A 25,055-nucleotide genomic window follows, 5' to 3' on the forward strand; every position below is an offset into this window, starting at 1 on the left:
AATTTATAGAGCGGAAGGTGCGAGTGCGCCACTAGGCTCAATGGAAACCTCTGAACTCAACGCGCCATCGGAATTAAAACGCGGAGAGTTTCTGTTTCTAGATGTACACCTGCCTATTCAGGAAGAGCTTGGCGGAGACCAAGATACCTTTCACGCAGCGCACTCGCACATCAATGCTAGCACTGGAGTAGCCCCCTGAAAGTGGTCCACCAACTGGGATAGATTATCCCGCAAATTGGAGGATCAGCGATGGCTGGAAAACGAGAGAAGCCCGAAGAGATTGTTTCGAAGCTTCGACAGGTTGAAGTTCTGCAGGGGCAAGGCGCGACGATTGTCGAGGCAGTGCGCCAAATCGGCGTGACGCAACAGACGTTCTATCGATGGCGAAAGCTCTATGGCGGGATGCAGCGGTCTCAGCTTGCCCGTCTGAAAGAGCTGGAGAAAGAGAACCAAAGGCTGCGTCGAGCGGTGTCCGATTTGACCTTGGATAAGCTCATCCTGACGGAAGCCGCAAAGGGAAACTTCTGAGCCCTTCGCGTCGCCGGAAATGCGTCGACCATGTGCGGCAGGAGCTTGGCGTGTCTGAACGCCGCGCCTGCCGCGCACTTGGGCAGCATCGATCGACGCAGCGCAAGGTCCCCCAAGGCCGTGCTGATGAAGCGCGATTGACCGACGACATCATTGAGCTGGCCGACCAGTACGGGCGCTATGGGTATCGCATGGTCACTGGTTTGCTGAACAACGCTGGGTGGTGTGTGAATCATAAGCGGGTTGAACGGATATGGCGGCGTGAAGGGCTGAAGGTTCCACAGAAACAGAAGAAGAAAGGGCGGCTTTGGCTGAACGACGGATCATGCGTGCGTCTCAGGCCCGAACGACCGAACCACGTTTGGTCCTATGACTTCGTGCAGGATCGAACCGCTGATGGGCGCGTCTATCGAACGCTCAACATCATCGACGAATACACCAGGGAGGCGCTGATGATCCGCGTCGATCGCAAACTCAACTCAACCGATGTGCTGGATGCACTGACCGACCTGTTCATCCTGCGTGGCCCGCCGGAGTGGATAAGATCCGACAACGGACCAGAATTTATCGCTCAGAAGGTGCGAGACTGGATCGCCGCCGTCGGAGCAAAAACGGCCTACATCGAACCAGGGTCGCCTTGGGAGAATGGATATTGCGAAAGCTTCAACGCCCGTTTCCGCGACGAGCTACTCAACGGCGAAATCTTCTATACCTTACGCGAGGCTCAAATCCTGATCGAGCAATGGCGCGTCCACTACAACACGGTCAGACCCCACAGCGCATTGGGTTACCGCCCACCCGCGCCCAAAAGCATCGTTCCAATGGACCAGAGGCCCACGATGCACTAACAATTAAACCGGACCACCCGAAGGGGGCACGCCAAATTTCCTCGTAATATAAAACCAAAGTAAGAAGGGATGGGCTAGAAGTAGTAGCTGGCTATTCCCTCAGAGCGATTTCAGCCGCACGTCGATACTGGCCTTGCGCCCGGCCATGGCGCCCAGCGGGTCCATCTCGGGATGGGCCTTGAGCATCTCGCCCAGGGCCGATTGCGCCGCTTTCAGGTGGCGTTTGCCTGTCGTCTGGTCGCCGTTTTGCAGGGCGGCGGCGCCCAGCTCGTGCTCGGCGGTGCCATAGACGGCCAGGGCGGCGGAGCGCAGCGTCTTGTCATCGCTTTGCGCCAGCGCCTGGGCCAGTTGCGAGGCCTTGTCATAATGACCGGCGCGCAGCTGGGTATGGGCATATTCCAGCTTCAGACGCGGCGCGAGCGGCCCGGCCTTGGGGATGAGCTGCGCATAGGCCTGGGCGGCCTGCGTGTAGCGGCCCCGCTCCAGCGCGTCGCGGGCGATGCCATATTGCTTCTGGAAATTCTTCTCGCCAATGCCGGTGCCTTCGTCACAGCTGACAAGGGCGGCAAGGCAAAGGCCGACCAAACCGGCCCGGGCCAGGGATCGTGCTGTCATGAACCTGCTCATCTTTGTTTTTATCTTTTGCCTGCCAGTGTATCATGGGCGCAAATTTGCGTCTATCGCGCCGATACATTGGGCGCGGCCCTGTTGCCGAGGAAGGACACTCATGCGCATTCTGGCCCTGGTTGCCCTGCTGATCTCGCTCGCCGCGGCGGGCTGGGCCGGGCAGGTCTTCTGGCAGGAATGGCAGGTGAGCTATGCGCCGGTGGCCCCGCGTGCGCCGGGAGAGGCGCGCGAGGAAGAGCCGCAACCGCCCGCCAGTGCGCGGCCCACCCGCCAGTGGCCGCTGCTTTTCGGTGAGAAAATGCCGCCCCTGCCGCCCCAGACCGAAGAGGCCGAGCCCGAGCCGCCCGCCCCCAAGGCCCCGCCGATCGACGCGTTGGGCTATACGCTCAAGGGCGTGGTGCGCGCCGAGGGGCAGGTCTGGGCGATGGTCAGCCACCCCACCGGCAACGAGGTGCTGCGCGTGGGCGACGAACTGGCCCCGGGCATGGTGATCTCGAAGATCGACGAGCGCGGCCTCTGGGCCGGGGTCGAAGGGGCCGATCCGGGGCTGCTGGGCTTTCCCGAGGACAAGCCCGCGGCGGCGGCGGAGTGAGTCCGAAAAGCCGCCTGAAACGGCAAAAATCGGCGCATGTGCAATGACAGGTGCCTTTTCAAAAGAAATCGTCTAGACTGACCTGCGAGGAATACCCTTGCCGTGACATGCCGGAAAAACCGGGGCGGGCAGGGGCGATGAGGCAGAGAGCAGGTTATGGCATATGTGATGCGGTTGCGGGCGGCGTGGGCCGTCCTGATCCTTGTTCTGGGGCTGGCGATGCTGGGCCCCGCCCCGGCACGCGCGCAGGTCGAGATCAACCTGCGCGATGCCGATCTGCGCAGTTTCGTGCAGATCGTGTCGGAGGCCACGGGCCGGTCCTATGTGCTGGACCCCAATGTGCGCGGCACGGTGACGGTGCTGGCCCCGGGCGACATGACGCCGGACGAGCTTTTCGAGGTGTTCCTGAGCGTGCTGGAGCTCAACCGGCTGACCATCGTGCAGGGCGTGGGCTCGGACCGGATCGTGCCGTTGAGCACCGCGCGCGAGCTGTCAAGCGGCGGGCCGGGGGTGGGCTATGAGACCCGGGTGATCAAGGTGCGCCATATCCCGCTGCAGGAGGTGATCGAGGTGGTGCGGCCCCTGCTGCCGTCGGAGGCGGTGCTGACCCCGGTGGCGGGCTCGAACCTCTTGATCCTGTCGGACAGAGGCCAGAACCAGGCCCGGATCGAGGCGCTTATCCGCAGGCTGGATCAGCCGCAGGAGGCCCCGGTGGAAATTTTGCGGCTGCGCAATGCCAACGCGCCCGAGGTTCTCCAGGTGATCCAGGCGATGAACATCATCCCCGAAGGCGCGTCTGTGACCGCAGACCGGCGGTCCAATGCGCTGCTGATTTCCGGCCCCGAAAGCCTGCGCAACCAGGTGCGCACATTGGCGGCCCGGCTCGATACCCAGCAGACCAACACGGTGAGCCATGCGATCGGGCTGAACTATGCCGAGGCGTCGGCCATGGCCGATGTGGTGCTGCGCTCCTTGCAGAACCAGACCCAGGAGGGCCAGCAGCAAGGCGAGATCCGCATCGTGCCCGAGCCGCAGACCAACACGCTTCTGATCACCGCCCCGCAGGAGCAGATGGACGATATCATCGCCATGGTGCGCTATCTTGATCGCCGGCCGTCCCAGGTGCTGGTCGAGGCGGTGATCTTCGAGATGTCGGTCGAGACCTTCTCGGATCTCTCGGTGCAGTTCGGCGCGATCGTCAATTCGGCCGTGGTGGGCGGGGCGCAGTTTTCGCTCGAAGGGCGGCCGAGCCTGACCAATCTGGTGTCCAGCGTGTCCTCGGGGAGCAATATCGACGCAGGCTCCGGCGGGATCATCGCGGGCCAGCCCACGGGCGATAATGGCCTGGCGGGCTTTCTGAGTGCGGTGGCGTCGAGCCAGACGACGAAGCTTCTGTCGACGCCCTCGATCATGACGCTCAACAACCAGGAGGCCGAGATCGTCGTGGCGCAGAACGTGCCCTTCGTCACGGGCTCGTTCTCGACCGTGGGCGATGACGCGATCCCGGAAAACCCGTTCCAGACCATCGAGCGGCAGGATGTGGGCCTGACGCTGAACGTCACGCCACAGATCAACGCCGACAAGACGGTGAAGATGGTGATCAAGCAGGAAGTGTCGAACCTGACGCGCAACACCGCCTCGACCGGGGGCGAGATCACCTCGAAACGCTCGCTTTCCACCACGGTGCTGGTGCGCGACGGCAATGTGGTGATGCTGGGCGGCCTTCTGGAAAACGGCTCGGGTTCGGCCAAGCAGGAAGTGCCGGGCCTGTCGAAGCTGCCGCTGCTGGGCGGGCTGTTCCGGGGCAAGAACGCGGGCAAGAACCAGCGTGTGCTGCTGGTGCTTCTGCGGCCCAAGGTGGTGAATTCGGAAGAAGAGGCCAAGCGGCTGACCAAGGCGCTGGCGCGCGAGGCGAAAGCGGCAAGTCTTGCAATTGAACCCCTGGATGAGGGACACTTCCCTCGCTCCCCCGGGGGCGGGCTGCCCTTTGACGGGGCTGACCTGAACCAGCCCTTTGATGCCGGATTTGTTGATGATGTCGCGCAATCGAGAAACTTCCCGCCGCTCCCCACAAGGCTCCGCTTCGGCGGCAGCTGAGCCGCCCGCGCGCTCGGGTCTGCGCCTGCCCTTCGCCTTTGCCCGCGATACGCAGGTGCTGCTGGATGGCGCGCGGCTGGTCGTGGGGCCCGAGGCCACGGCGGACGGGCTGCGCGAGGCGCAGCGCCGCGCGGGCCCGCGGGTGCTGGAGCTGGTCGAGCAGAGCCGCGCCGGGTTCGAGACCGCGCTGTCGCAATTCTACGAGGGCGATGGCGGCGGCGAGGAGGGCGAGGAGGCCGAACCGAGCTTCGATCTGGAAGACATGGGCGGCCCCGCCGCACAGCGCGATCTGCTGGAGGATAGCGGCGACGCGCCGGTGATCCGGCTGGTGCATCAGCTTTTGCGCCGGGCCGTCAGTTCGGGCGCGTCGGATCTGCATGTGGAACCTTACGAGGGGGGCCTGCGCGTGCGGATGCGCATCGACGGGTTCCTGCAATCGGTGATGGACCGCAATGACGTGCCGGTGCGGCGGGTGATCAGCCGCCTCAAGGTGATGGCGGGGCTGGATATCGCCGAGACCCGCCTGCCGCAGGACGGGCGCATTCCGCTGCGCCTTGGCGGTCGGCTGATTGACACGCGGGTCAGTTCCCTGCCAGGCAATTACGGCGAACGCATCGTGCTCAGGATCCTCGACCGCTCGACCGGGCTGATGCCGCTGAAGGATCTGGGCCTGAGCGACGCGCAGGAGGCACAGCTTGCGCGCATGTCGGCCCTGCCCAACGGGATCATCCTGGCCACCGGGCCGACCGGGTCAGGGAAAACGACGACGCTCTATTCCCTGCTGAATCTGGCCAACCAGGACGAGCGTAATATCGTCACGGTCGAGGACCCGATCGAATATGACCTGGCGGGCATCAGCCAGTCCCAGATCAATGCCGAGATCGGCATGACCTTTGCCGCGGGTCTGCGCGCGACGCTGCGCCAGGACCCGGATGTGATCCTGGTGGGCGAGATCCGCGACCCCGAGACCGCGAGCGTGGCGGCCCAGGCCGCCCTGACGGGCCATCTGGTGTTTTCGTCGCTGCATGCCAATGGATCGGTGGGGGCGGTGGTGCGCCTGCGCGATCTCGGCCTCGACAATTTCCTGATTGCCGCCACATTGCGCGGCGTGATTGCGCAGCGGCTGTTGCGCAGGCTCTGCCCCGAGTGCAGCCGGGCGCATCCGCCAGACGCGGCCGAGGCCGCGCATTACCGCCGTCACGGGCTGCCGGTGCCGCACGAGATCCGCGACGCGGTGGGCTGCCCCGCCTGCAACGGGTCGGGCTATGCCGGCCGGGTGGGCATTTTCGAGATGGTCGAGGTGGGCGAGGCCCTGCGCGAGGCGATCGACCGCGGCGCCACCGAGGCGGAGATGAAGAGCCTGGCCGTGTCCGAGTCCGAGACGCTCTTTGGGCAATCGCTGGCGGAGGTGGCCGCCGGGCGCACCAGCCTCGCCGAGGCGCTGCGCGTGGTGGGGGATGTGGCGTGAAAGCCTATACCTACACCGCCTATACCGATGCCGGCCGCCGCAAGACCGGCACCGTGGTGGCCGAGACCGAGAGCCACGCCGCCCAGAAGCTGCAGGCGCAGGGGCTTTACCCGTCCGAACTGGTGACGCGGGCGCGCCGGGCCGGGGCCGGGGGGTTTTCCCGCGCGCGGCTCAGCCCGGAATTGCAGGCGGTGATGACCCGGCAGCTCGCGGTGCTGCTTTCGGCCGATATGCCCGCCGAGGCCGCTTTGGACGCGGTGCGCGCGGGCGGCAGCCCGGCGCTCGACCGGGTGGCGGCCAGCGCGCAGGCGGCGCTGATGGATGGCGCGCCTTTGTCGGAGGCGCTGGATCGCAGCGGCGCGGGGTTTCCGCGTTATTACATCGCCTCGGTCCGGTCGGGCGAGACGGCGGGCGATGCCGCACAGGTCTTTACCGAGCTTGCCGATCATCTGGAAAGTGTCGGCACCGACAAGGCGCAGATTTCCACGGCGCTGATCTATCCGGGCTTCGTGGCGGCGGTGTCCTTGCTGGTCTGCACCATATTGATGGTCAATGTGGCGCCCGAGATCGTGGCGATGTTCGAGCTTTCCGGCCGCCCCCTGCCGGTGCTGACCCAGCGGATGCTGGCGGTCAGCGGCTGGATCGGGGCCAATCTGTGGCTCATTGGCGCGGTGCTGGCGGGGCTTGTGGTGCTGGGGGTGCTGACCCGGATCGTGCCATCGCTGCGTCAGGCGCGGTACCGGCTGGGGCTGCGCCTGCCGCTGATCGGCCGGCTGATGCGGCTGGGGGCGAGCGTGCAATATCTGCGCACGCTGGCGCTGGTGCTGGCCTCGCGGCAGCCGGTGGTCAATGCCTGCGGCTCGGCGGCCGAGGTGATGGATATCGACCTGTTCCGCGCCGAGGCGGAGGCCGTGACGCAAGCGGTGCAGACCGGCGAAAGCCTGAGCCAGGCCTTGCAGAACCTCAGCCCGATCCCGCCGGTGGCGCGGCAGCTGATCAGCGCGGGCGAAGCCTCGGCGCGGCTGGCGCGGATGACCGAGCGCGCCGCGATGCTGACCGAGAACGGGCTGTCGACCGAGCGCAAGCGCATCGCGGCCCTGCTGGAGCCGCTTTTGATGATCGTGGTGGGGGCGATGGTGCTGGTGATCGTGCTGGCGGTGCTCTTGCCGATCTTCGATCTGCAGGCGGTGGTGGCGGGCTAAATTACCCTAAGGTCAAGATTTCTGAATCAAAGCCGATATGCGTGCTTGTTGCGGCGCGCTCCTCGTGTCTATGGTCGGGATATTGGTGAGTAGCCTGCGGCGCGACTTATAAAACCACTCTCGGGGCGCCCCATGTGTGTGATTTCGACCAATGAATAATCAGGGGACTGGGGATGACAATGTTTTTGCGCGCGATCTGTGCCGTTTTTCTGGGCGTTTGCATGCTGGCGATGTCCAAGCCCGCCGAGGCCCAGAGCGCCGTCAGCTTCTCCAAGGTGTTTTCTCCCGACACGATCGGGCCGGGCGGCACCTCGACCCTGATCTTTACCATCACCAATAACACGGCCAGCCCGGTCACCGATCTGGCCTTCACCGATATCCTGCCCCCGGCCCCCGGGGCGATGACCATCTCCCCGGCGCCCAATGCCTCGACCACCTGCACCGATGGGGTGCTGAGCGCGCCTGCGGGCGGCACCACGATCAGTTATTCCGGCGGCGCGGTTGCGGGCAACGCGAGCTGCACGGTCTCGGTCAATGTCACCGCCTCCACGGTGGGCACCTATAGCAATGTGTCGGGCAATCTGAGCTCCAGCGCGGGCAATTCCGGCAGCGCGACGGATGATCTGACGGTGGCGTCCGACCGGCCGGGTTTCTCCAAGAGCTTCGCGCCGGCAAGCATCCCTCTGGGCGGGCGCAGCACCCTGACCTACACGATTGACAATACGGCCAACGCGAACCAGGTGTTCAATCTGGATTTCGAGCACACCCTGCCGGGGGGCGTGGCGGTGGCCAGCCCGGCCAATGCCTCGACCACCTGTGGTGGGGGCGCGATTTCGGCCCCGGTGGGCGGATCGGTGATCAGCTATGGCCCGGTCTTTAGCGGCAATGCCACGGTGGCGGCGGGGGCCAGCTGTACGGTCAGCGTCGATGTCACCGGCACCGGGGTGGGCGTGTTCGACAGTGTCACGGGGGATCTGACCTCGGGGACGTTCCCCATCCAGAACAGCGGCGCGGCCAGTGCCACGCTGGAGGTCACGGGCGGCGACCAACTGCAGATCACCAAGCAATTCACTGATGATCCGGTGGCCCCGGGCGCAACCGCGACGCTGGAGTTTACCCTGCAGAACAATGACCGGAATTTTGCGGCCACGGGCGTGGCGTTCAGCGACGATCTGGATGCGATGCTGTCAGGGGCCACATTTGCCGGCATGGCCACGTTCAACTCCTGCGGCGGGTCGGGCGGCGGCACCGGCACGTTCAGCTATTCGGGCGGCACGATCGCGGCGGGCGCGAGCTGTACCATCCGCATTCCGGTCAGCATTCCCGGCGGGGCGGCGGATGGCGGCTATGTCAACACCACCTCGACCGTGACCGGCACGATTGACGGGGCGGCGGCCAGCGGGGTGGCGGCCTCGGACACGCTGTTTGTGGAAAGCGCCATTCCGGCCCTGACCAAGAGTTTCCTGACCTCGTCGATCACGGCCGGTCAGAATACGACGATTGCGTTCACCATCACCAACCCCTCGGCCACCGAGACCATGACCGACCTGAGTTTCACCGACAATCTGAGTCAGTTCCTGTCCGGGGCGACGCTGACCGGCGTGGTCGCGCCGGGGTTCTGCGGGGGCAGCTCACAGGCGTTTGGCATCACGAGTGGCGGAGAGACCCTATTGTTCATGACAGGCGGCAGCCTGGCCCCCGGCGGCAGTTGCAGCTTCAATGCGGTGATCTCCACCCCGGCCAACACGCCCGGCGGCATCTATCCCAACACCACCAGCACGATCACCGGCACAGTGGGAGGCGCGCCGGTTGTCGGCCCGGCGGCCAGTGACAGCCTGACGGTGAATGGCGGGGTGAACCTGAAGCTCAGCAAGGTCTTCACCAACAGCCCGGTCAATGCCGGGGACACCGCAACGCTGGTCTTTACCATCGACAACACCGAAGGGGCTGTGGATGCGACCGGGCTGGCCTTCAGCGATGATCTGGATGCGATGCTGAGCGGCGCACAGGCGGTCAGCCAGAGCGCCAGCGGCTGCAGCAGCCTGGCGCCCGGGCCCATACCGGCCTCGGCCTTTTCGATCAGCAATGCGACGGTTCCGGCAGGCGGGACCTGCACGATCACGGTCGGGGTGTCGATCCCGGCGGGGGCCGCCACCGGCGATTATCTCAACACCACCAGCGCGCTGACGGGCGACGCGGGTATAGGCGACGAGCCGGCCCAGGCCACGCTCAGGGTTCTGGGCGCGGATGATCAGCCGGTGACCCTGAGCAAGGCATTCATCGGCGGACCGTTCCTGCCCGGCGAGACCGCGACGCTGCGCTTTACCCTCACCAATCCCAACGCGACCAGCGATGCCACCGGCATTTTCTTCACCGACGATCTGGATGCCAATCTGCCCGGTCTGGCGGCCACCGGACCCTTGCCCGCGGCCCCCTGCGGGGCGGGCAGTTCGATCTCGGGCACGAATTTCCTGACCTTCACCGGGGGCGAGGTTGCGGCCGGGGCGCCGCCTTGTGTCTTTGACGTGTCGGTGCTGATCCCCGCCGGGGCGGCCAGCGGGAGCTATGGCAACACCACCAGCTCCGTGACGGCCACGGTGAACGGCAATGCGACGATTGGCGACCCGGCCAATGCTGCATTGGTGGTTGAAGAATCCCAGCTGGAAATCACCAAGACCTTTATCGATCCCGTGGCCAAGGCAGGTGCGCTTGCGGCGATGGAAATCACCGTGACCAATCCGACCGGCTCTGTGCTGACCACGGCGACATATACCGATGATCTGAACGCGATGCTGCCGGGGACAATAGCGGGGGGCAACGGGTTTGTCGGGTGCAGCGGCGGCGTGTTTGTGGCGGGGTCGGGCACATCAAACCTGACGGTGACCATCAGCAACCTGCCTGCCGGGCAATCCTGTACGCATCGGTTTTTGGTTCAGCCGCCGTCCGGTGCGGCGCCGGGCAGCTATACCAACACGGTCAGCGATCTGTCAGGCACGGTTGGCGGGCTGGCCATCACCGGCCCGACGGCCACAGCCAGCCTGCAGGTTATCGCCACCGATGCGCCAAAATTCTCCAAGGCGTTTGCCGGGTCGGTCTTCCCCGGGGAAGTGGCCAGCCTGAGCTTTACCATCGACAACAGCGCCAGCGCGGCGGCGCTCAGCGATCTGAGCTTCACCGATGATTTCGACGCGATGCTGAGCGGGGCCGTCATGACCGGTGTGACCGGCAACAGCTGTGGCGGCACGGCCAATGGGGCCGGGACCGGGTTTCTTGCCTTCAGCGGCGGCAGCGTGGCCGCCGGGGCGAGCTGTGTGCTGAATGTGGGGGTGCGGGTGCCGCTTGGCACGGCAGGGGGCAGTTATCCCAATACCAGCTCGGCGCTGAGTTCGCAGGGTCTTACCCTGGCGCCCGCGGCCACGGCCAGCCTGGTGGTAAACCCGGTCTTCGCGCCGGGCTTTGCCAAGGTCTTTACCCCGGATGCGCTGCGCCAGGGCGAAGTGAGCCGGATGCGCTTTACCATCGACAATGCCGCCAACGGGATCGCGGCGGTGGATCTGGCCTTTACCGATGTCTTCCCGGCCGGGCTTGAAGTGGCCGACCCGGCCAATCGCAACAACAGCTGTGGCGGCACCGTCACCGCCCTGCCCGGAGCGACGGATCTGAGCCTGACGGGCGGCACGGTGGGCGCGGGCGCCAGCTGTGTCATCGAGGTGGATGTTCTGGCTGCGGGCTCCGGGCCGCTTGTCAACACCACCAGTGCGCTGACCTCGGCCAACCTGCCCACGGCGCCGGCGGCCAGCGCGACGCTGACCAGCACGGCGGCGGGGGCGCCTGTGTTCACCAAGGCCTTTGCGCCGGATACGCTGGACCAGGGCGAGATCACCACGATGAGCTTTACCGTCGACAACAGCGCCAATGCGCTTGCGGCGGCGGATCTGGCCTTTACCGACCCGTTCCCGGCCGGGCTTGAAGTGGCCGATCCGGCCAATCTCAGCAATGGCTGCGGCGGCACGTTCACCGCCGTGCCCGGGGCGGCGGATGTGAGCCTGACAGGCGGGTCGGCCCCGGCCGATGGCACCTGTCTGATCGAAGTGGATGTGCGCGCCACTGCTGCCGGCCCGTCGATCACCAATACCACCAGCGTGCTGTCCTCGAGTTTGCCCGATGCGGCCCCGGCCAGTGCGACGCTTAACATCACCGCCGCGGCGGTGCCCGGCTTTGCCAAGGTCTTTGCCCCGGATGTGATCAGCCAGGGCGAGATCAGCACCCTGAGCTTTACCATCGACAATGCGGCGAATGCGATCGAGGCGACGGGGCTTGCCTTTGACGATCCGCTGCCCGCGGGCCTGGTGGTGGCCAGCCCCGCCGCGGTGTCCAACAGTTGCGGCGGGACGGTGACGGCCACGCCCGGCACGGCCAGCCTGAGCCTGGCCTCGGGCGAGGTGGCCGCCGGGGCCAGCTGTACGATCAGCGTGGGCATCCAGGGCCTGGTCGCCGGGGCGTTCGACAATGTCACCAGCCCGCTCAGCACCTCGCTGGGCGATGCGGCGGCGGCGAGCGACCGGCTGACGGTCAATGCCCTGCCGCTGACGGCGAGCATGAGCTTCGCGCCCGGCACGATCGAGCAGTTCAACACGTCGGTGCTGAGCTATACGCTGACCAACGCGGCCCAGATCGCGGCCGGCGATGTCACCCTGACGGATACGCTGCCCGCGGATGTGACCCTCGCCAGCCCGGCCAGCCCGGCCAATAGCTGTGGCGGCAGCCTGAGTGCCGCAGATGGCGGCAGTTCGGTGTCGCTGACCGGCGGCACGGTGGCGGCAGGGGGCTCCTGCACGGTTTCGGTGACGGTGATCTCGGGCGTGGTGGGCGACTATCCCAACAGCACCGAGACGGTGAGCTCCTCGCTTGGCACCTCGGCCGCGGCCAGCGCCACGCTGACGGTCGAGCGGGCCACCACCGGCACGCTGACCATCGTGCAGAACACCGATACCGACGGGGCCTATACGTTCAGCTCGGCCTCGGCGGGGCTGAATTTCACGATCAACACCGCGGGCGGCACCGGCAGCAGCGGGCCGCTGACGGTGCCGGTGGGCACGCATGTGGTGCTGCAATCCACGCCGGACGGGGTCGGCAACACCGCGATCACCTGTAGCGATGACGACAGTGTCGGACAGCCGCGGGAGCGCAGGCTGACGATCAATATCGACCCGCTGGAGGCGGTGACCTGTACCTTCACCTCGATCTCTTCGCGGCAGAAGACGGTGGACACGATCAACCGGTTCCTGACCAAACGGGCCGACCTGATCCTGTCGAGCGAGCCCAGCAATGCGCGCCGCTTCAACCGGCTCAAGCGCGGCGTGGGCGGGTCGACGCCGCTCAGCTTTGCCAATGGCGATCTGAATGCCTTCCTGCCGTTCACGGCGCAGATCTCGACCGCCTCGGACAGCTATACGCTGTCCACCTCCTTCCTGCAGATGCGCGAAGCGGCGGCGTCCCTGGCGCTGGCCCATGGCGATCAGCGCGGCATCCGGCATATCCCGAACTACCGCTGGGATGCCTGGTTCGAGGCGCAGTACAAGGAGTTCAATGCCGGTCCCGATAGCGGGCATTTCGCCATCGCCTATTTCGGGGCGGATTACCTGCTGACGCCCGATATCCTGGTCGGCGCGCTGGTGCAGGTCGACGACATGGATGACAGCTCGGCCGCGCTCAGCTCTTCGGTCAGCGGCACCGGCTGGATGGCCGGGCCCTATGTGACCGCGCGGATCGGGCCGAACCTGTATTTCGACGGGCGCATCGCGGCGGGCACGTCGCAGAACGATATCAGCCCGTTCAACACCTACACGGATGAGTTCTCGACCGAGCGCTGGATGGCCATGGCCGGGATCACCGGCGAGTTCCAGCAGGGCAACTGGATGATCCAGCCCGGGGCCAGCCTGAGCTATTTCGAGGAAAAGCAGTTTTCCTATGTGGACAGTGTCGGCGTGGTGATCCCGAGCCAGGTCGTGTCGCTGGGGCAGATCAAGATCGGGCCGACCGTCTCGGGGCAGTTCCAGACCAGGGACGGGATGGATTACATGCCCTATGTCAGCCTCGATGCGATCTACAATTTCGGCGACACCAAGGGCGTGACCGTGACCAACCCCGATACGGCGGTGACCGATGGCTGGCGCGGACGGGTGCAGGCGGGGGTCGATTTCCGGCTCCGCAATGGCGCCAGCGTCAGCCTTGGCGGCTCCTATGACGGGATCGGGCGCGGCAGTCTGGATGTCTGGGGCGCGACCCTGAAGCTTGAGTTCCCGATCCAGAAGGCGACGGCGAAATAGCTCTGTAACCTTCCCCGTCCGCTCCTGCGGGCGGGGGATATCCTGGCCTTGCGGCGGCACTGCGGTGGCACGCGCGTAATCAATGTTATGTTAATCAGGCTGCCCGGCCCGAGGTCAGACGATGCGCAAATCGCTCGGTTTGGTCACGCAGACAATATCGTGGTTCTTGCCCCATCCGCCTTCGGAATATCCCTGTACCGTCAGCTCCGGGACGGTGGCGACCTGGTGCAGGACCCAGGCCGGGGTGGAAAAGGACACCCCGTAAGACCCTTCTGAGACCTTGGCCCCGGTTTTGGTCGAGATATGATTGATCATGCCTGTCGAATACGGAAGAAAGGCAAAGCCGCTCTCTGCCATTTCCTGGCCCATGGCTGCGACGAGGGGCGCGATCCGTCGCCGGCGTTTTCGGTCCGCAAATATGTCGCGCAGAATCCAACGGTCGATTTCACGGCCCAAAACCCGTTCCTGCACTGGCTGACCCAGGGGCGCCCGGCCCTGGCGGAGACGGCCGAAGAGTATGTGCTTTGCTGGATGAAACGCTCCCGGGCGGAGTTCGAGCTGCTGCAGGAACATTTCGACGCCGCCTTCTATCTGGACCGGAACGAGGATGTGAAAGAGGCCGGGATCGACCCGCTTTATCATTTCCTGGTCTATGGCTGGAAAGAGAGGCGCGATCCGTCGCCGGCGTTTTCGGTCCGCAATTATATCGCGCAGAATCCAACGGTCGATTTCAAGGCGGAAAACCCGTTCCTGCACTGGCTGAACCAGGGGCGCCCGGAGCTGACCGGCCCGGCAGAAGAGTATGTGCTGTGGTATCTGGAGCGCTCCCGGGCGGAGTTCGAGCTGTTGCAGGCGCATTTCGACGCCGCCTTCTATCTGGACCGGAACGAGGATGTGAAAGCGGCCGGGATCGACCCGTTCTATCATTTCCTGGCCTATGGCTGGAAAGAGAACCGCGATCCGTCGCCGGAGTTTTCGGTCCGGTATTATCAGGCCAAGAATGCCGATCTTGCAGGTTCGGGGTGGAATCCGTTCGTGCATTGGGTCTTGCATGGGCAGGCCGAAGGCCGTGCCGGGATCCCGCGCCCGGGGGATGCGCAGACACAGGACCAGCCCGATCTGGAGAACATCGACTGGAGCGTTATTCCGCAAACCGACATTGACGATATCTCGGAGCTTTTCGATGCCGGGTATTATCTGAAAACCTACCCCGAAGTGGCCGAGCATGACATCGACCCGCGCGCGCATTACCTGCTTCTGGGCTGGCGGCTGGGCTATAATCCCTCCGACTGGTTTTCCACCAATTTCTACATGCACCGCTATATGGACATCAGAAGGGCAAGGGTGATCCCCTTCCTGCATTACTGTCGCCACGGCCGGCATGAAAACCGCGAGACCCGATCGCATATCGACATCAAGCGGGCGCATTATCAGCCCAAGGTTTCGGTGATCGTGCCGAATTACAACCATGCGCCTTTTCTGCGCGACCGCCTGTCCTGTATTGCCGGGCAGAGCTATCGGAATATCGAGCTGATCATTCTCGACGATCATTCCAGCGACAACAGCCGTGAGGTGATTACCGAGCTGGTGCGCGAGATGGAGCTGGACGCGCAGCTTGTCTTCAACGACGCCAATGCCGGTAATGTCTTTCGCCAATGGGAGACAGGGGTCAGCCTGGCCACCGGCGAGCTGATCTGGATCTGCGAAAGCGACGATTTCTGCGAGCTGGATTTTCTGGAAAAGCTTGTCCCGGCCTTTCTGGACGATTCCGTGACCCTGGCGTTCGGGCGGATTCAGTTCGTCGACAAACAGGGCCGCTTCAAGGAGGGGCTGGACGGCTATCGCGAGGGCGCCGAGAGCGGGATCTGGTCGCGCAGGCTGACCCGGCCCGCGGCGGAATGGTTCAACGGCGGGTTCGGCGTGAACAACGTGATTGCCAATGTGGGCGGCTGTGTCTTCCGCCGGGTCGCGCTGCCCGCGGCGGTCTGGGATCAGGCCAAGACCTACCGGATTTGCGGCGACTGGTTTTTATATCTGCATCTGGCGGGCATGGGCCAGATCACGTTCGAGCCCGAGGCCGTGTCCTATTTCCGCCAGCATGGCCGCAATACTTCGGTCAGCAATTTCACCAAGAAATACTATTACGACGAACATATACGTATCCTTGAGGCCGTGATCGCCCGCTGGGGGATTTCCGAGGCCACGCGCCGCAAGTTTCTCGACAAGCTGAAGATCCAGTACGAGCGCACCGCGTCGGACCGGCTTTTTGGCCCGTTCGAGGCGCTTTATGACTATGACGCCCTGTTGGCGGCCGAGCGGACAGAGCCGCATATCCAGTTTCATTTTCTGGGCTTTCAGCTGGGCGGCGGAGAGATTTTTCCGATCAACCTGGCCAATGCCCTGTTGGCCAAAGGGGTCAATATCTCCATGCTGGCGACCGACCTCATCAACATGAATGATGGTGTCAGGGCGCTGCTGGACCCCCGAATCCCCGTCTATTCCGGGCTTGAGCTGGCGATGCGCGGGCGGGCCGATTTTCTGGATGCGGCGGGCGTGTCGGTGATCCACAGCCATGTGGCGGCCAGTGACGCGCTTTTGGCCAATGCCGATATGGCGGATATCGAGCGCCCTTATGTTGTCACGCTGCATGGCTCTTATGTGGGGCTCGAAGAGGCGCCCAAGGCCATTGTCGACTGGATTTTGCGCAATGTGGATCACTGGGTGTATCTCACCGGGCGCAATCTGGAGTTCTTCGAGCATCGCCCTGTCCCCTCCGGGGCCGTGTTCGAGAAACTGCCGAATGCCATGCCCCCCGACCCTGCCGCGCCGCGGTTCTCCCGCAAGAGCCTCGGGATCGGCAAGACGGATCTGGTCTTCGTTCTGGTGGGCCGCGCGGTGCCGGGCAAGGGGTGGCATATCGCCGTCGAGGCGTTCCGGCAGTTGCCGGCAAGGCTGAACGGGCGCAAGATCCACCTGCTGATGGTCGGTGATGGCGAGAGTGCCGCGCCGGCGCGCGCCCTGGCCGAGGGACAGCCCAACATCCATTTCGTCGGGTATCAGAAAGAGGTAAACGGCATCCTGCGCCTGTCTGACTGCATGATATTGCCAACGCGGTTCGAGGGGGAATCCTATCCGCTTTGCCTGGTGCAGGCCCTGCAGGAGCATGTGCCGGTCATTGCCACGGATATCGGTGAGATCAGCCACATGATGCGGCATGAAGATCAGCTCTCCGGGCTTTTGCTGGACTATGTCGAGGAGGATGACGCCTTCGTCCGGTCCCTGTGCGCGGCGATCACGCAGATGGCCGATCCCGACAGGCGCGCGGGATTTGCGCAAACGGCAAAGGCCTGTGCCCAACGCTATGATATGGCCCGCCTCGCCATGAACTATCTGCGGATCTATGACGAGGTTCTGGCGCGCCGCGCCTCGGACACGCACCCGGCGCGCCCGCAGGCGCTGGCGCATGAGGGGACGTGACGCGGTCTAGAGCCTGCCCAGAACGGCACTGAGCCACAGCGCGGCGGTGCCGGGCAGGCTCTGGCGATAGAGGCGGAGCCTGCGCAAGGCCGCCAGCCGCCCAAGCACCCCCTGCTGACGCAGCGCCGCGAAGGCTTCCAGCGTGGCGCGGTTGCGGTCTGTCAGCATCCCGGCGGTGGCGCGCAGGGCGGCGATATTGATCTCGTTCCATTGCCGGAAATCGCCCCTGAGCAGCATCGCGATGCGTTTTGCCCTGGCGCGGGTGGTGTCATTGGCGCCGATCTGGTTGACCCCGTGCTGGCGATAGAGCAGCCCCGGGCGATCGTCATGCACCACCACGCCGCCTGCCCCGGTGATCAGCTGGTAGACCCACCAGTCATGCACCACCGGTTCGGGCGTGGTGGCGGCGGCGCGCCGGATCAGGGCGCTTGCGGCCGGGTTCAGCACGATGGTGTTGCCCGAGGCGATATTCTGCACCAACGCATTCTCGAAGCCGGGCGGGTGCGGCCGCGGGGCCGACAGGCGCCGGCTGCGCAAGGCCTCATCGGTGATGAAGCTGCGGCTGCAATAGAGGGCGGGCGTGGCGTGATGCGGCGCCAGCATCGTGACCGCGCGCGACAGTTTTTCCGGCAGCCAGACGTCATCCTGATCGGAAAACGCGAGGCCGCTGTCGGGCGGGGCATGGGCCGCCATGCTGCGGATCAGCTGCATGAAATTGGCCGTGCCCCCCTGCCCCGGCCCGCTCAGCACCGTGGCGCGGGCCGTTTTCCGGGCGAACGCCCCGGCGATCCGGCGGCTGTCATCGGTGGAGCCGTCATCGCTGATCAGCAGGTGCCAGTTGTCATGATCCTGGGCGGCGATGCTGTCGAGCTGCGCGGGCAGATAGGCCTGCCCGTTATAGACAGCCATCAGGATGGTCACCGGGACGGTGTCTGCCTTATCCGGCATGTGCGGGCTCGGCGGTGGAGGCAGGGTTGGGATCGGGGCTGCGCATGGCGTCTCGGGGTCTGTTACCGCCTTGTGCCAAATTCGGACCCCCGGGACCAGCCCAAACCGGCCGGTCGGCCAGGAGTGCGGCACATGATCTGCTTGCTCAACCGGGCCCTGGCGCATATGAGGGTCAGGCCCGAAAACGCCTGCCCATACGCGCGAATATATCGGATGTATGGCCGCTTTCGGGGCGGATGGTGCTGGAATGGATTGGTATCCTGCGGCGACGAGCAGACCGACCAAGGTTTTAAGTAACGGACACTCGAAGCAGATGAAAACCCCCACCGATATTCAAGCCCTTGCCGAGCGGATCAGAACCTCGGGACAGTTCGACGAGGCGTGGTATCTGAAGACATATCCGGATGTGGCGCAAAGCGGGCTGGAGCCGATCGAGCATTACCTGCGCTTCGGGGCCTGGCTGGGGCGCGAACCCAATCCGCATTTCGACACCAACCGGTATCTGCGCGACAACCCGGAGGTCGACGCGAACACACAGATCGCCTTCGTCCATTCGATTACCCGGACCGATCCGCCTGCACAGGCCGGGGAGGCGGACATGTCCCATCTCGTCGTTGTCGATCCTGCGGATTACACGCCGCTGGCGGTGGATGAGACATTTTATCTGATGCAGAACCCGGATGTCGCCGCCTCGGGCCTCAATCCGGCCTGGCATTTCGAAACCAGCGGCCATACCGGATTGCGCAACCCGCGGCCGGATTTCGACCTTTGGTGGTATACGCAGAGCTACCTTCTGGGCACGCCCGATGCCGGGGCCAATGCCCTGAAACATTACAACCGGGTCGGGGCGGAGAAGGGTTATCGCACCTGCCCGCCGGTGCCGGTGCGGTTCCTGCCGGAGCTGTCCAGACCGCTGCCCGAAGCCGCGCGGCGCATCTGCCTGTTCGCGGGGTATGATGCGGATGGGATCGTGGATGAGAACGTGCTGGAGTATCTGCGCGATCTGTCCCGGCACGCCGATATCTATTACCTGGCCGATTGCCCGATGGACGAAGCCGAGCTGAGCAAGCTTGACGGGCTGGTCAAGGGGGCCTGGGCCCGGCGCCACGGGATGTATGATTTCGGATCCTATTCGATCCTGGCGCGGGATCTGGTCGGCTGGGAGACGATCGAGCAATATGACGAGCTGATCCTTGCGAATGACAGCTGTTATCTGGTGCATCCGCTGGAGCAGACCTTTGCCACCATGGCCGCGCGTGCCTGCGCCTGGTGGGGGTTGCAGGCGACCAAGGGGCTGGCCTCCACCAGGCATCAGAACCGCATCCCCGAGGACGCCCCGGTGCCGATCCGCGAGATCAAGGACCGCTATCTGACCGAGTTCGAGCGTGACCCGGTCTATGATTTCCATGTCGGGTCCTACTTCATGGCCTTCCGCAAGGACATCATCCAGAGCGCCGATTTCCGCCGGGTGCTGGACAATGTGACAGCCGAGAGCAACAAGCTGCGCGTCATCCGCAAATACGAGGTGGGCCTCACCCGGTTCCTGATCAGCAAGGGGTACGAGTTCGACACATTTGTCGACAGGGTGTCAAAGCAGCACCCGATCTTCACCGCAGGCGCCTTTGATCTGATCGACGAAGGCTTTCCCCTGCTGAAGCGGTATTTCCTGACCGAGAACCATTATAAAATGAAGGGCCTGGCGCAGTGGAAGACGCGCATCCGGCAGGCCAATCCGCAGGCGAATATCGCGGCGATGGAGAAAAACCTCATCCGGGTCGGCAATGCCCGGAAGCTCTATGAAAATTTCCATATCGGTCAGGACCCGGGCCTGTCGCGTCTGCCGCGCAGCCACGAGGAGATGCGGCGGCAGGATCTGATAACGCCCAAATATGATCATTGGTGGGCCTTTCCGGTCTGTGTGTACAGCCACCAGTTTTCCGACAATACGCGGGCGGTGTTCGAGCATGTCAAACACGACCCCGCAATCAAGAAGATCATCCTGACCCGCAGCAAGCATGTCGAGGCGGAGGGGACCAATGTGATTGTCCTGCCGCTGCACAGCTATGAGGGGCAGAGCTATCTGTTGCGCGCGCGCCAGGTGTTCCTGCGTCACGGGGTCGAGGCCAATGTCGAATACCCGCTGTCGGACGAGCTGCATAATTTTCACAACCTGTGGCACGGTATCCCGCTCAAGCGGATCGGCTACACCTCGCTCGACCAGGCCTCGCGCATCGATACCCTGGTGGCGGAGAACCAGCGCCTCAGATCCGTGATCGCGGCGTCGGATGTGGACCGGCTGGCGATGGCGGCGGCCTACTGGCCGCTCACCTTCCACGATATCTGGGTCACCGGCCTGCCCCGGAATGACACGATCCTGCGCCCCGAGCAGGACCTGCCCGCGGATATGCGCGCGCGCGCCGCGCATCTCAAAAGCCGCCTCAGGGGGCGCCGCTTCGTGCTGTTTGCCCCGACCTTCCGCGCCGATCAGGAAAACGGCTATTACAGCTTCTCCGACGCCGAGGTGCAGCAGCTGTCGGACTGGCTGGAGCGCAACAACATGGCGATGGGTATCCGCGAGCATATGGCCGACAAGACCCGGCTTTACAGCTCGCAGCTCAGGGGGGCGTGTTTCTTCGATGCGTCCGAGCGACATTACCCGGATATCGAGCTGCTCTACCGGTATGCCGATATGCTGCTGACGGATTATTCCAGCTGTTTCATCGATTTCATGCTGACCGGGCGGCCGATGGCCAGCTTTGCCTTTGACCAATATGCCTATGCCAATGCCGAACGCGGCCTGTTCTATGAACAGGAGATGGTCTTTCCGGGGCCGGTCTGCACCGATTTTTCCAGCCTGATGGAGGGGCTTGAGGGCTTGCTGAAGGCGCCCACCGATGCCGAGCGCGCGGCCTATGACTGGAAGGTGAAATTCTTCCACAAATATCGCGATTACCAGAATGCGGAGCGGGTCGTTGCCAGGGTCAAGGAAACATATGAAGGCTCAAAACTGCTCTGGTCGTCCGGCGAGCAGGACGAGGAGGCGCCACCGGCCGGGCGCTCGATCGTCTTTGTGTGCTCTCAGGCCAATGCGATCACCAATCGCTACCGGATTTACAACCTGACGCAACATCTGCGCGAGCTGGGCTGGGAATGCCGCGTCGTGCTGGATGGAAACCTGAGCCCGTCGGTTGTCCGGCAGGCCAGTGTCATGGTCGTTTGCCGCCTGCCGATGAGCGAAATCGTGCGGGATTACTGCGAGAGCTTCCAGGCCGATGGCGGCAAGGTCATCTATGATATCGATGATCTGGTGCATGATATCGACGGGTTCAGCCAGTCGGAGTATTTCCGCAAGCGTCTGGACTATGCCAGCGACTTCACCGTCTTGTCGGCCCGCGCCCGCCAGATGATCGACATGGCCGATCTGGTGACGGTCACGACCCCGGCCCTGGCCGAGACCATCACCGCCCTGGGCAAGCCGGTCGAGGTGGTTCCGAACTCCATCTCGAAGGCCTTGCTCGACATGTATGGGGCCGATGCCCCCGCCTCCGCCCCCGCCCCTGACCCCGCCCCCGCCCCGGACCCTGACCCGGCGCACGGAACGGTGCGGATCTGTTACCTGTCCGGGACCGCCACCCATTCAGAGGATTTCGAGCAATGCCGGGCCGCGGTGGCGGCGGTGCTTGACCGCTATCCCCGGGCGGAGCTGCATATTGTCGGGCGTCTGGACGTCAATGGCGACGCCAGCCCGGGCATGACCGGAAATATCATCCGCCATGACGTGATGTCCTATGAGGCCATGCAGTCTTTCCTGTCCGGGATGGATATCAACCTTGCCCCGCTGACGCCCAGTCTTTTCAACGATTGCAAAAGCGAGCTGAAGATCTTCGAGGCGGCCCTGCACCGGGTGCCGACGGTGGCCTCGCCCACCCGCAGCTATGCCGATACGATCAATACCGGCACAACCGGGTTTCTGGCCCGGACCCCGCAGGAGTGGGAGAAGGCGCTGTCCTCCCTGATCGAGGATGCGGCCCTGCGTCAGCGGATGGGCCAGGCGGCCTATGAGGACATCGTGCCACGGTTCGCGGCCGGGAAATCGGCGCTTTTGCTGGCCGGGGCAATCAATGTATTGTTGCGAGAAGAGCGCCCGGAGCGACCCCTGGCCGCGTTGTCCGTGGCGACACAGACTGATACGCCGGATTGAAACCAGTCCATCAAACCCCGAGGAGCCCTGCTTTTGCGCGTTATCACCTACGGAACTTTCGACACTTTGCATTATGGGCATATCCTGCTTCTGGAGCGGGCCCGTGCGCTGGGGGATTACCTGATTGTCGGGGTCTCGTCGGACGAGTTCAACGCGCTCAAGGGCAAGCGCGCGCATTTCGATTACGAGGCGCGGGTCTCGCTGTTGCGCAGCCTGCGCTGTGTCGATCTGATCATCCCCGAGCATAACTGGGAGCAAAAGCGCGACGATATCGTGACCCATAAGGCGGATATCTTCACGATGGGCGATGACTGGGCCGGGAAATTCGACGATCTGTCGGACCTGTGCGAGGTCAGATACCTCCCCCGCACCCCCAGTGTCTCAAGCACGCTGCTGCGTCAGCATCTGGCGACGGTGGGCTGAGGCCGGTCCCGGCTCAGTGCTTCAGCCTGGACATGATGGCCCGCAAAGGCGCGGTCATCCGCCAGGAGGTGCTCTGGATCACCTCGTGATAGCTTCGGCTGGCGAGTTCGGCGATCTCCAGCGCCTCGCGCGTTTGCGCATGGGCCGCGCGCTCCTCGGCCAGGGCGTCCTGAGTTTCAGCCAGGTATTTCGTCAGCATCCCGATTTCGCGGTACCGGTCCTGCAGGGCCGCTTCGAGCTCTGCGATCCCGGGCTCCTTGATCTTTGCCATGGCTGATCTCTCTGAGGTTTCTTTTTGAGACGGGTATCGTCGTGACCTGCAACGCGGGGGATGTCAATCTTTGCAGGCCCGGGGGGCCGGCCGGGACGTTTTGGCATTGGAACACAGCCGGTTTTGCGGTTATGAGGGCGCGAGTAACGACCCCTGGCGTGTTTTGACCGAGGCCCGTATGACCCCTTCCCCCAAGATTCTCGTTTTCGGCTCCACCGGCCAGGTGGCGACCGAGCTGCAGGCGCAGGCCAACCTGACCGCGCTGAGCCGCGCCGAGGCGGATCTTGCGGATCCGGCCGCCTGTGCCGCGGCGATCCATGCCCATGCGCCCGATGCGGTGATCAACGCCGCCGCCTGGACCGATGTGGACGGGGCCGAAAGCCACGAGGCCGACGCCCGGGTGATCAATGGCGAGGCACCCGGCGCGATGGCACGGGCCGCCGCCGAGCGCGGCATCCCGTTTCTGCATGTCTCGACCGATTACGTCTTTGACGGCACCGGCACGCAGCCCTGGCGCGAGGATGACCCGACAGCACCGCAAAACGCCTATGGGCGGACCAAGCTGGCGGGCGAGGAGGCGGTGCGCGCGGCGGGCGGGCAACATGTCATCCTGCGCACGGCCTGGGTGTTCTCGGCCCATGGCAAGAATTTCGTCAAGACCATGCTGCGCCTGTCGGAGAGCCGCGACGCGCTCAGCGTGGTCGAGGATCAGCAGGGCGGGCCCACGGCGGCGGCCGATATCGCCGCGGCCTTGCTGGCCATGGTCCCGGCGTTGCTCGATGGGCATAAGGGCGGCACCTATCATTTTGCCGGCCAGCCCCATACCCACTGGGCCGGGTTCGCCCGCGAGATCTTTGCCCAGGCGGGGCGCGACGTGACGGTGACCGGCATTCCCAGCAGCGCGTTTCCCACCCCGGCCCCGAGACCGCTGAATTCCCGGCTCGACTGCACCCGGATCGGGGCCGAGTTCGGCATTGCCGCCCCTGACTGGCAGGCCGGGCTGGCCCGGGTTCTCGAAACACTGAAGGACGCGTCATGAGTAACCGCAAAGGCATCATTCTGGCGGGGGGCTCCGGCACACGGCTTTATCCGATCACCATGGGCATCTCCAAGCAGCTCCTGCCGATCTATGACAAGCCGATGATCTATTACCCGATCTCGGTGCTGATGCTGGCCGGGATCCGCGAGATCGCCGTGATCACCACCCCGCAGGATCAGGAGGCGTTCAAGCGCACCCTGGGCGATGGCAGCCAATGGGGGGTGACGCTGGACTATATCGTGCAGCCCAGCCCGGACGGGCTGGCGCAGGCGTTTATCCTGGCCGAAGACTTCCTTGACGGGGCCCCTTCGGCGCTGGTGCTGGGCGACAATATCTTTTACGGCCACGGCCTGTCGGAGCTTCTGGCCGAGGCCGGAGCCCGGGAGGTGGGCGGCACGGTCTTCGGCTACCGGGTGGCCGATCCCGAGCGCTATGGCGTGGTGGATTTCGACAAGGATGGCAATGCCGTGGCGATCATCGAAAAGCCGCCCGTGCCGCCGTCGAACTATGCGGTGACGGGGCTTTATTTCCTCGACGGCTCAGCGCCCGAGCGCGCCAGGCAGGTGCAGCCCTCGGCGCGTGGCGAGCTGGAGATCACCTCCCTGCTGGAGATGTATCTGGGCGACGGGCTTCTGGATGTGCAGCGCATGGGGCGCGGCTATGCCTGGCTCGATACCGGGACCCATGGCAGCCTGCTCGATGCGGGCAATTTCGTGCGCACGCTGGAAAAGCGCCAGGGCCAGCAGGCCGGCTGCCTCGAAGAGATCGCCTATGCCCAGGGCTGGATCGACGATGACGCCCTGCGCGCCCGCGCCAGGCTTTTTGCCAAGAACGCCTATGGCGACTACCTCGCGGGGCTGATCGCGGCCGACAGGACATAGGCAGCCCCGCGCGCCGGGACAGGCCGGGCCGACCTGTCTGACGGCCCCGCCCCCGGGCTTGTTACCACTTTCCAGACAGGGCATTCGTGGGCTATAAAAGCCCCACGGTTCCGGGCAACAGACA

General features: G+C 64.5%; 15 protein-coding genes. 11 read left to right on the forward strand and 4 right to left on the reverse strand.

All coding sequences use genetic code 11. The features are described from left to right. The first annotated feature begins 249 nt into the window (after nt 1–249). Nucleotides 250–1,376, forward strand: a protein-coding gene (locus tag EI983_RS00085) for an IS3 family transposase (RefSeq protein ID WP_157705192.1) whose coding sequence is annotated in 2 segments (ribosomal slippage) — nt 250–514 and nt 514–1,376 — 1,128 coding nt in all. Because the reading frame shifts where the segments join, the coding sequence is not laid out codon by codon here. A gap of 99 nt (nt 1,377–1,475) precedes the next feature. Here EI983_RS00085 and EI983_RS00090 read toward each other — a convergent pair. Continuing rightward, nucleotides 1,476–1,991, reverse strand: a complete 516-nt coding sequence (locus tag EI983_RS00090; RefSeq protein ID WP_157705193.1) for an outer membrane protein assembly factor BamD — start codon at nt 1,989–1,991, stop codon at nt 1,476–1,478. Between the two features lie 112 nt (nt 1,992–2,103). Between EI983_RS00090 and EI983_RS00095 the strand changes: the two genes are divergently transcribed. The 5 genes from EI983_RS00095 (at nt 2,104) to EI983_RS00115 (ending at nt 13,691) form a co-directional block, all read left to right on the forward strand. After that, nucleotides 2,104–2,595 (forward strand): type II secretion system protein N, encoded by a 492-nt coding sequence (locus tag EI983_RS00095; protein ID WP_157705194.1) that lies wholly within the window; start codon nt 2,104–2,106, stop codon nt 2,593–2,595. A gap of 156 nt (nt 2,596–2,751) precedes the next feature. Continuing rightward, a complete protein-coding gene (gene gspD / locus EI983_RS00100) occupies nt 2,752–4,692 on the forward strand; it encodes a type II secretion system secretin GspD (RefSeq protein ID WP_157705195.1) in 1,941 nt (646 codons plus the stop codon). Further along, a complete protein-coding gene (locus tag EI983_RS00105) occupies nt 4,631–6,160 on the forward strand; it encodes a GspE/PulE family protein (RefSeq protein ID WP_157705196.1) in 1,530 nt (509 codons plus the stop codon). The genes gspD and EI983_RS00105 overlap by 62 nt, the downstream gene beginning before the upstream one ends. Continuing rightward, nucleotides 6,157–7,362 carry a type II secretion system F family protein gene (locus EI983_RS00110; RefSeq protein ID WP_198389268.1) on the forward strand — a complete coding sequence of 402 codons (1,206 nt, stop codon included), beginning with the start codon at nt 6,157–6,159 and terminating at the stop codon, nt 7,360–7,362. Before EI983_RS00105 ends, EI983_RS00110 begins: the two co-directional genes overlap by 4 nt. A gap of 173 nt (nt 7,363–7,535) precedes the next feature. Then, nucleotides 7,536–13,691: a DUF7933 domain-containing protein gene (locus EI983_RS00115; protein ID WP_157705197.1), complete on the forward strand. Its 6,156-nt coding sequence runs from the start codon at nt 7,536–7,538 to the stop codon at nt 13,689–13,691. Between the two features lie 114 nt (nt 13,692–13,805). Here the strand turns inward: EI983_RS00115 and EI983_RS00120 are convergent, their stop codons facing one another. Beyond that, complete coding sequence (locus EI983_RS00120; protein ID WP_157705198.1) at nt 13,806–14,006, reverse strand: hypothetical protein; 201 nt, start codon at nt 14,004–14,006, stop codon at nt 13,806–13,808. Between EI983_RS00120 and EI983_RS00125 the strand changes: the two genes are divergently transcribed. Beyond that, a complete protein-coding gene (locus EI983_RS00125; protein ID WP_157705199.1) occupies nt 13,995–17,168 on the forward strand; it encodes a glycosyltransferase in 3,174 nt (1,057 codons plus the stop codon). The genes EI983_RS00120 and EI983_RS00125 overlap by 12 nt on opposite strands. Before the next feature lie 6 nt (nt 17,169–17,174). Here EI983_RS00125 and EI983_RS00130 read toward each other — a convergent pair whose 3' ends face one another. Next, nucleotides 17,175–18,116 carry a glycosyltransferase family 2 protein gene (locus tag EI983_RS00130; protein ID WP_157705200.1) on the reverse strand — a complete coding sequence of 314 codons (942 nt, stop codon included), beginning with the start codon at nt 18,114–18,116 and terminating at the stop codon, nt 17,175–17,177. Between the two features lie 313 nt (nt 18,117–18,429). Between EI983_RS00130 and EI983_RS00135 the strand changes: the two genes are divergently transcribed. Further along, nucleotides 18,430–22,317: a CDP-glycerol glycerophosphotransferase family protein gene (locus EI983_RS00135; RefSeq protein WP_198389269.1), complete on the forward strand. Its 3,888-nt coding sequence runs from the start codon at nt 18,430–18,432 to the stop codon at nt 22,315–22,317. 33 nt (nt 22,318–22,350) lie between these two features. Then, nucleotides 22,351–22,740 (forward strand): FAD synthase family protein, encoded by a 390-nt coding sequence (locus tag EI983_RS00140; RefSeq protein WP_425500848.1) that lies wholly within the window; start codon nt 22,351–22,353, stop codon nt 22,738–22,740. A 13-nt stretch (nt 22,741–22,753) separates the two neighbouring features. On the opposite strand, the gene EI983_RS00145 is transcribed toward EI983_RS00140, so the two are convergent. Further along, a complete protein-coding gene (locus EI983_RS00145; protein WP_157705202.1) occupies nt 22,754–23,011 on the reverse strand; it encodes a hypothetical protein in 258 nt (85 codons plus the stop codon). 178 nt (nt 23,012–23,189) lie between these two features. On the opposite strand from EI983_RS00145, the gene rfbD reads away from it, so the two are divergent. Both rfbD and rfbA read left to right on the forward strand, forming a co-directional pair. Continuing rightward, nucleotides 23,190–24,050, forward strand: a complete 861-nt coding sequence (rfbD, locus tag EI983_RS00150; RefSeq protein WP_157705203.1) for a dTDP-4-dehydrorhamnose reductase — start codon at nt 23,190–23,192, stop codon at nt 24,048–24,050. Continuing rightward, nucleotides 24,047–24,931, forward strand: coding sequence for a glucose-1-phosphate thymidylyltransferase RfbA (gene rfbA, locus EI983_RS00155; RefSeq protein ID WP_157705204.1), 885 nt, complete (start codon nt 24,047–24,049; stop codon nt 24,929–24,931). Before rfbD ends, rfbA begins: the two co-directional genes overlap by 4 nt. The last annotated feature ends 124 nt before the right edge of the window (nt 24,932–25,055 follow it).

Source organism: Roseovarius faecimaris (assembly GCF_009762325.1).
Taxonomy (GTDB): Bacteria; Pseudomonadota; Alphaproteobacteria; order Rhodobacterales; family Rhodobacteraceae; genus Roseovarius; species Roseovarius faecimaris.